7 protein-coding genes are annotated in these 6,000 nt (G+C 64.4%); 2 read left to right on the top strand and 5 right to left on the bottom strand.

Annotated features, from left to right (window positions below; translation table 11 throughout):
- Positions 1-181: 181 nt before the first annotated feature.
- From denD to NKJ26_RS29970, 4 genes are all read right to left on the bottom strand, one after another.
- Positions 182-1,159, bottom strand: coding sequence for a D-erythronate dehydrogenase (gene denD / locus NKJ26_RS29985; RefSeq protein ID WP_352699171.1), 978 nt, complete (start codon positions 1,157-1,159; stop codon positions 182-184).
- 13 nt (positions 1,160-1,172) lie between these two features.
- Positions 1,173-1,385 (bottom strand): hypothetical protein, encoded by a 213-nt coding sequence (locus NKJ26_RS29980; RefSeq protein ID WP_027024183.1) that lies wholly within the window; start codon positions 1,383-1,385, stop codon positions 1,173-1,175.
- Between the two features lie 88 nt (positions 1,386-1,473).
- Positions 1,474-2,442, bottom strand: a complete 969-nt coding sequence (locus tag NKJ26_RS29975; RefSeq protein WP_352699169.1) for a cation diffusion facilitator family transporter — start codon at positions 2,440-2,442, stop codon at positions 1,474-1,476.
- A 27-nt stretch (positions 2,443-2,469) separates the two neighbouring features.
- Positions 2,470-3,156 (bottom strand): GNAT family N-acetyltransferase, encoded by a 687-nt coding sequence (locus NKJ26_RS29970; protein ID WP_352699168.1) that lies wholly within the window; start codon positions 3,154-3,156, stop codon positions 2,470-2,472.
- An 83-nt stretch (positions 3,157-3,239) separates the two neighbouring features.
- On the opposite strand from NKJ26_RS29970, the gene NKJ26_RS29965 reads away from it, so the two are divergent.
- Together NKJ26_RS29965 and NKJ26_RS29960 are read left to right on the top strand one after the other, a co-directional pair.
- Entirely contained in the window at positions 3,240-4,424 is a 1,185-nt protein-coding gene (locus NKJ26_RS29965; protein WP_352699166.1) for a pyridoxal phosphate-dependent aminotransferase, read from the top strand.
- Between the two features lie 148 nt (positions 4,425-4,572).
- Positions 4,573-4,947, top strand: a complete 375-nt coding sequence (locus NKJ26_RS29960; protein ID WP_352699164.1) for a YciI family protein — start codon at positions 4,573-4,575, stop codon at positions 4,945-4,947.
- On the opposite strand, the gene NKJ26_RS29955 is transcribed toward NKJ26_RS29960, so the two are convergent.
- Positions 4,948-5,706, bottom strand: a complete 759-nt coding sequence (locus NKJ26_RS29955) for an SDR family oxidoreductase (RefSeq protein WP_352699162.1) — start codon at positions 5,704-5,706, stop codon at positions 4,948-4,950.
- Positions 5,707-6,000 lie beyond the last annotated feature (294 nt).

Raw genomic sequence — 6,000 nt, 5'->3', positions numbered from 1 at the left:
CCCCCCCCCCGCCGCCCACCCCCCCCCCGCCCCCGCGGGGCTGGGGGGGGGGCCCCCCGGCGGGGGCCCCCCCCCCCCCCCCCCCCCCCCGGGGGAGAGGGTAAGGGTGAGGGGCAGCGCCGACGTCGGCAATTGATGCTGCAACTGGAAGCCTGGGAAACCAGCTGACCATCAACACACCCTAACCGACAAGCCTACCGCCCAACTCGTCCTCGATATGCGCTTGGATGATCTCGTCAAAACTCTTTTCGGCGACAAAGCCGAGTTCCCTTGACCGCCGCGCCTCGAACCGGGTCGGCCAGCCCTTGACGATCGCCCAGATCGTTTCGTCCGGTTCCTCTCGGATCAGTTTCACTGCCTCGGCGCCGGCGATGCGTTCCAATGCTTCTATCTGCTCGCCGACCGTGACGGCGACTCCGGGCATCGTCAGGTTGCGGCGCGGCCCGACGGCGTCGCCGTCGATCTCGGCCGCATGGATCAGGAAATTCACCGCCGAGCGTGGGCTGGCATGCGTGTGCACGACCGAGCGCGGCACCGGCAGGATTGCCTCGTGGCCGCTCAACGGTTCACGGATGATGCCGGAGAAGAAGCCGGACGCCGCCTTGTTCGGTTTGCCGGGTCTGACACAAATGGTCGGAAGCCTTATGCCGATCCCGTCGAAGAGGCCGCGCCTGGAATAGTCGGCGAGCAGCGCCTCGCTCATCTGCTTCTGCGTGCCGTAGGAGGTCAGCGGCGTCGGATGGAACTCATCCGGGATGACATCCGGGAACGGGGCGCCGAACACCGCGATCGACGAGGTGAAGACCAGGCGCGGCGCAAAACCCGCCAGGCGGATGGCATCGAACAACGCGCGCGTGCCGTCGAGATTGACGCGATAACCGAGATCGAAATTGGCTTCCGCCTCGCCGGATACGATGCCCGCGAGATGGAACACGACGTCGGGGCGCGACGCGACCAGGCGTTCGGCGGCACCTGCCTCGGCGAGGTCGCCGGTGTGCGGCGTGACGTTGACGCCGTCCATGGCCGGCGCCTGCGGCGGCACGATGTCGTGCAGGTCGAGCGCGGTGATCTTCTTGCCACGCAAGATACGGTCTTTGGCCAACCGGGCGATGAGCTTGCGGCCAACCATGCCCGCGGCGCCGGTGATCAGAATGCGCATGTCGGATGTTCCTTCATTTGTCCTGGTTCTTGCGCTGGTTGCGGGCCCGCAGCCAGAACACCGAGAAAAACGCCAGCACGAAAACGATGCCGAAGGCACCGGCCAGCACGGTCGAGAAGCTGCCGAGTGCCAGCATTATGGTCGGCAAGTAGAAGGCGGCGATGCCGAACAGAAGCATGATCCAGACGGCCGCGATCGCCGCATTGCGCGTATCGCGATCCATCATGCCGCATCCTGGCAGCGAGCGTTCATCGGGCTGGTTTGCAAGACTGTGGAACTCCTGAGGCGGACCGATCGACATCAATCGACCGGGCCTAGTGATAATGGCCGTGATGCACGGCCGCATCGTGCTGGTGATCATGGTCGCCGCCATCGTCGGCGCAGTGGCCGAATTCCGGTTCGACCGTGGCATGGCTGATGCCATGCTCGGACGCAAGTCGCTTCTTGACGGCGCTGACTGCCTGATGGGCGTCGGCGCCCTCGTTGAGGCAGGCATGCAGCGTCGCCATGGTGCTGGTTCCGTCGAGCGACCAGATGTGCATGTGGTGCACTTCGCGCACGGCCTTCACCGTGGCCTCGATGTCGCGCGCAATGAGGTCGCGGTCGAGGCTCGGCGGCACCCCTTCCAGCAGGACATGCGCGGCGGCGCGCATCAGCGACCACGCCGTGGACAGGATCAGCAGCGAGACGAGAACCGACAGGATCGGGTCGATCGGCGTCCAGCCGGTCATCAGGATGACCAGCGCCGCAACGATCGCCGCGGCCGAGCCGAGCAGGTCGCCAAGCACATGCAGGATGGCGCCGCGCATGTTCAGGTTTTCGCGGTCGCCGCCATGCAGCACCAGGAAGGAGCCGATATTGACCAGCAGGCCGAGGATCGCCACCACCAGCATCGGCCCGCCCAGCACCGGCGCCGGCCTCTGCAGGCGCTCCCACGCCTCGTAGATGATCCACAGCGCGATGACGAAGATGGCGATGCCGTTGGTATAGGCCACCAGCGTCTTGACCCGGCCGAAGCCATAGGTGAGACGCACGGTTGCCGGCCGCCCCGCAAGGTGGAAGGCATACCAGGCGAGCCCGAGCGCGATCGCATCGGCGAGCATGTGGCCGGCATCGGCCAGCAGCGCCAGCGACCCTGTCAGGATGCCGCCAAGCGCTTCCGCGACCATGAAGCCCGCCGTCAGGCTGGCCGCGACCAGCACGCGTTTCTTGTCGGTCGAGCCATGCACATGCCCGGCGCCGTGATCGTGCCCGCTGTGATCGTGGGAATGGGTATGCGCCATCCAAACTCCCGTTGCGCCGAATTCAGGTCACGCCCCGAACTCGGCGCGAAAATCTTCCAGCCGCCGCTTCTGCTGGCCGTCGGCGTCGAAATTTGCCGGATCGAGCCACGCTTCGTAGGCTTTGCGAAGGGCCGGCCATTCCTTGTCGATGATCGAATACCACGCGGTATCGCGGTTTTCACCCTTGACGATGAGGTGCTGCCGGAAAATGCCCTCGAACTTGAAGCCGAACCGTTCCGCCGCCCGCTTCGACGGTTCGTTGCGGTTGTTGCACTTCCATTCGTAGCGGCGATAGCCGAGTTCGTCGAATATGTATTTCATGAACAGGAACTGCGCTTCCGTCGCGCCCGGCTTGCGCGAGATCAGCGGCCCCCAATAGATGTTGCCGATCTCGATGACGCCATAGGCCGCATCGATGCGCATCAATGTCTGTCGTCCGGCGACCTTGCCGCTGGCCTTGTCGATGACGGCAAAGAACAGCGGATCCTCGCTCGCTTCCACCTTGTCCAGCCATGGCTGGAAGGCTGCGCGGGTTTCCGGCGGATAGTCGGGCAGCCAGGCGAAGCGGCCGTCGACGTCGGATACGGAAGACGCTTCATAGAGGCCATCGCCGTGCTTGGCGGCGTTCAGCGGCTCAAGCCTGACATAGCGGCCCTCCAGCACCTTGCGCTCAGGCCGCGGACGCGGTTGCCAATCTTCGAGATTTTCCGACACCAAAAACTCCAATCCGTTTGACTTTTGCCGGCCGAAGCTCACAAAAACGCGACCCAACAGTAAGAACCACACGGACGGGAAAAATGCTCCACACGATTTCGGCCTTCGACCGTCTCGGCGAGGAAAATGCGTTCGCGGTGCTCGCGAGGGCCACGGCACTCACCCAGCAAGGCCGCGACATCGTCAATCTCGGCATCGGCCAGCCCGACTTCAAGACACCGCAGCACATCGTCGAGGCGGCGATCCAGGCGCTGCGCGACGGCCATCACGGCTACACACCCGCCAACGGCCTGCTGGCGACGCGCGAGGCGGTGGTGCGCCGCACGCTCACCACCACCGGCGTCGAGGTCTCGCCCGAAGCGGTGATGATCCTGCCCGGCGGCAAGCCGACCATGTTCGCCGCCATCCTGATGTTCGGCGAGCCGGGCGCCGAGATCCTCTATCCCGACCCCGGCTTTCCCATCTACCGCTCGATGATCGAGTTCACCGGCGCGGCACCCATCCCCGTGCCGATGCGCGAGGAGAACGGCTTTGCCTTCTCGGCCGAGGAGACGCTGGCGCTGATCACATCGAAGACCAGGCTCCTGATCCTCAATTCACCGGCCAACCCGACCGGCGGCGTCACGCCGCGCGCCGAGATCGAAAAGCTGGTCAAGGGGCTGGAGAAACACCCGCAAGTCGCAATTCTCTCCGACGAAATCTACGACGTCATGACCTATGACGGCGAGACGCATTGTTCGCTGCTCGGCTTTCCCGAAATCCGCGACCGGTTGATCGTGCTCAACGGCTGGTCCAAGACCTGGGCGATGACCGGCTGGCGCATGGGTTGGTCGATCTGGCCAAACGGCGACAAGGGCGCCCATCTCTATGACAAGGTGCGCAAGCTGGCGGTCAATTGCTGGTCCTGCGTCAACGCCCCGAGCCAGTTCGCCGGCATCGCGGCCATAGACGGTCCGCAGGACGACGTTCACAGGATGATGCGCGCCTTCGACAGCCGCAGGAAGATCGTGGTCGAGGGGCTGAACGCCTTGCCCAATATTTCCTGCATCACGCCGAAGGGCGCATTCTATGCCTTCCCCAATGTGTCGAAGACCGGCTGGAAGGCAAAAAAACTCGCTTCCGCCTTGCTCGACGATGCCGGCGTGGCGCTGATCGGCGGCCCCGACTTCGGCATCCTCGGCGAAGGTTACATCAGGCTCTCCTACGCCAATTCCGAAGAGAACATTTTGCGCGCGCTGGAGCGGATCGGAACGTTTCTGGCCAAGTAGGCTAAACATCTGCCCGCGGGGCCCGATGGGTGGCGGCCGGCCGCCACGACGATGTCATGAGCCGTCGTGATGCATTTGGACGAGGCTGGGCGAGCATGTCGAAAACGGCTACGACTTCCACGATCAGGACTGGAACGAGGGATCTCGGATGTTCTATGCAATTCTTGCCTATCACGTGGAAGATGCGATCAAGGCGCTGACGCCCCAGGAAGATGCGGCGCTCATGACCGATCTGCTCAAGATCCATGACGGGCTCTATGCGGACGGCAGCCTCGGCCCATCGGCACGGCTTGGCCCGACACAATCGGCCTTCACATTGCGCGGGCCTGGTGAGGGAACGGTCATCGACGGCCCGTTCGCCGAGACCAAGGAGCAACTGCTCGGCCTCTATGTCGTCGATTGCGCCACCTCGGACGATGCAATCGCCATTGCGCGCGACCTGCGCCGCGTCAATCCCACCGCCGTCTATGAGATACGCCCGATCGCGCTCTATCTTCCCGGCGTGCCGCTGGCGGAGAAATGATCAGCCGCGTCCCACGAACGGCATCTTGGTGGCCATCACGGTCATGAACAGCACATTGGCGTCAAGCGGCAGGCTGGCCATGTGGACGACGGCGTCGGCGACGTGCTGGACGTCCATCACCGCTTCGGCGGAGATCAAGCCGTTGGCCTGGGGCACCCCCACGGTCATCGGCTGCGCCATGTCGGTCAGCGCATTGCCGATGTCGATCTGGCCGCAGGCGATGTCATAGGGCCGGCCGTCGAGCGCCAGCGTCTTGGTCAGTCCGGTGATTGCGTGCTTGGTTGCCGTGTAAGGCACCGAGCCCGGGCGCGGCGCATAGGCCGACACAGAGCCGTTGTTGATGATGCGGCCCCCCATCGGTCGCTGCTTGCGCATGGCGCCGAAGGCGGCACGGGCGCACAGGAACGAACCGGTGAGATTGACCCCGACGATATCGTTCCACACTTCGACCGGGATCTCGTCGATCGGTGTCGATTTGTAGCCCATGCCGGCATTGTTGAAGAGCAGGTCGACGCGGCCGAAGGCTTCCGCCACCGTCTCGAACAGGTCGTCGACCTCGCCGGCCTTGCTGATGTCGCAGGCGACCGCCAAGGCCTTGGCCTCGGTCGTCCGTCCGGCCTCCGCGACCGCGGCATCCAGCACCGCCTTGCGGCGTCCGCAGAACACCGTGTTCCAGCCAGCCTTGAGCAGCGCCGTGGCGACGCTCTTGCCGATGCCGGTGCCGGCGCCGGTGACGATGGCGGTTTTTTGCTCGGTCATGGCAGTTGTCCTCCGGCAGCGCTGCGCGTGCCCGCCCGATCTTCAGGGTTTGGTTCAAGAACGGAATCCATCGCAAATGACGACAACGATGGCAAGCGGGCCGACCAGGGCGCGACCGCGAAAAGCAGTATCCGGTTTCCGGAAAAGCTCTGATGGGGGCCGACAAAAAGGGCGGTCATTGGCGACCGCCCTGATCTGAACCGGACTTGGGAGGAGGAAAAGCCGATCCGACTGTGTAGAATCATGCGCTTCCTGAGTTAACGCGGGATTAACACCGGAGGGCGCGACCTGTCC

Source organism: Mesorhizobium sp. M0152 (assembly GCF_040322415.1).
Taxonomy (GTDB): domain Bacteria; phylum Pseudomonadota; class Alphaproteobacteria; order Rhizobiales; family Rhizobiaceae; genus Mesorhizobium.
This window is presented reverse-complemented; position numbering and strand designations above follow the sequence as displayed.

Excerpts from the sequence above, each read along its gene's own strand:
- NKJ26_RS29955 (WP_352699162.1), bottom strand. The coding sequence starts at position 5,706 with ATGACCGAGCAAAAAACCGCCATCGTCACCGGCGCCGGCACCGGCATC.
- NKJ26_RS29980 (WP_027024183.1), bottom strand. The coding sequence starts at position 1,385 with ATGATGGATCGCGATACGCGCAATGCGGCGATCGCGGCCGTCTGGATC.
- denD (WP_352699171.1), bottom strand. The coding sequence starts at position 1,159 with ATGCGCATTCTGATCACCGGCGCCGCGGGCATGGTTGGCCGCAAGCTC.
- NKJ26_RS29960 (WP_352699164.1), top strand. The coding sequence starts at position 4,573 with ATGTTCTATGCAATTCTTGCCTATCACGTGGAAGATGCGATCAAGGCG.
- NKJ26_RS29965 (WP_352699166.1), top strand. The coding sequence starts at position 3,240 with ATGCTCCACACGATTTCGGCCTTCGACCGTCTCGGCGAGGAAAATGCG.
- NKJ26_RS29975 (WP_352699169.1), bottom strand. The coding sequence starts at position 2,442 with ATGGCGCATACCCATTCCCACGATCACAGCGGGCACGATCACGGCGCC.